At 52.6% G+C, this 1,304-nt stretch carries 1 protein-coding gene; it reads right to left on the bottom strand.

What is annotated here, in order from left to right:
- Positions 1-1,304: DUF7507 domain-containing protein (locus tag BM123_RS23740; protein ID WP_090173625.1), on the bottom strand; the 1,304-nt coding region annotated here is incomplete at both ends.

Here is a 1,304-nt window from a genome sequence, read left to right as displayed (position 1 = left end):
TGGTTGATTACTGTAATCGTGTAGGCAATCGTGTCACCTGGCTCAACTGACATACTCTGCGTTGGTGCAAGCATTTTGATCAGGGCAAGGTCAAAGGCCTGAACTACAACATCTGCAACGTCATGGTCATCTTCGTCTCCACCTTCCATACCATTACCGTCGATTTCGTCGTCATTGACAACTTCCTCATCGTTCATGTCGTCAGGCGTAGAGTCCTCGTCAACCTGTGGGTCACCATTCTCATCCGTCGCGTCACTGATCTCAGCAAAGTTGCTGATCGTAGAGCCCGCAGGAAGTGGATTGGCAAGGGTCAGATAGATATCTACAGAAGCCGTTGCTCCGGGAGCAAGACCACCGGCAGGAAGATCACCGGCAGCAACCGTCAGCGTACGCTGGATTCCAGCAGCAGCAGCGGCCCAACCAGCATCATCGTTACCCGTAACTCCACCTTCGTAGATCAGGCTCATGTCTGCTGGAAGGTAATCCGTAACCAGTACGTTATCCGCAGCAATATCACCCTGGTTGATCACCGTAATCGTGTAAGCGATCGTGTCACCGGGACGGACATCAACCGACTGACCAGCAGCCAAAGTCTTCGTCAACGCAAGGTCGAAAGTCTCGATGGTAACCGTTTCGATATCATGGTCATCTTCGTCTCCACCTTCCATACCGTTACCGTCGATTTCGTCGTCATTGACAACTTCCTCGTCGTTCATGTCGTCTGGCGTAGAGTCTTCGTCAACCTGCTCATCACCGTTCTCATCCGTCGCGTCGCTGATCTCAGCAAAGTTATCCACCGTAGATCCGGCAGGTAGCGGGCTGGCAAGGGTAAGGTAAATGTCTACAGAAGCCGTTGCTCCGGGAGCAAGACCACCTGCAGGCAGATCTCCGGCAGCAACCGTCAGCGTGCGCTGGATTCCAGCAGCAGCAGCGGCCCAACCAGCATCATCGTTACCCGTAACTCCACCTTCGTAGATCAGGCTCATGTCTGCTGGAAGGTAATCCGTAACCAGTACGTTATCCGCAGCAATATCACCCTGGTTGATCACCGTGATCGTGTAAGCGATCGTATCACCAGGACGAACATTGGCAGATTGACCGGCAGCCAGTGTTTTCGTCAGTGCGAGGTCGAAGGTTTCAATAGTGACCGTTTCGATATCGTGATCATCTTCATCTCCACCTTCCATGCCGTTACCGTCGATGTCGTCGTTATCAACAACCTCTTCGTCATTCATGTCATCTGGTGTAGAGTCAGTGTCATCCTGTGGATCACCCGTCTCGTCAGTAGCAGCGCTGATCTCAGC

This window comes from Neolewinella agarilytica (genome assembly GCF_900110645.1).
GTDB lineage: Bacteria > Bacteroidota > Bacteroidia > Chitinophagales > Saprospiraceae > Neolewinella > Neolewinella agarilytica.
The sequence above is the reverse complement of the archived record's forward strand: the minus strand, read 5'-3'. Positions and strand labels throughout refer to the sequence as shown.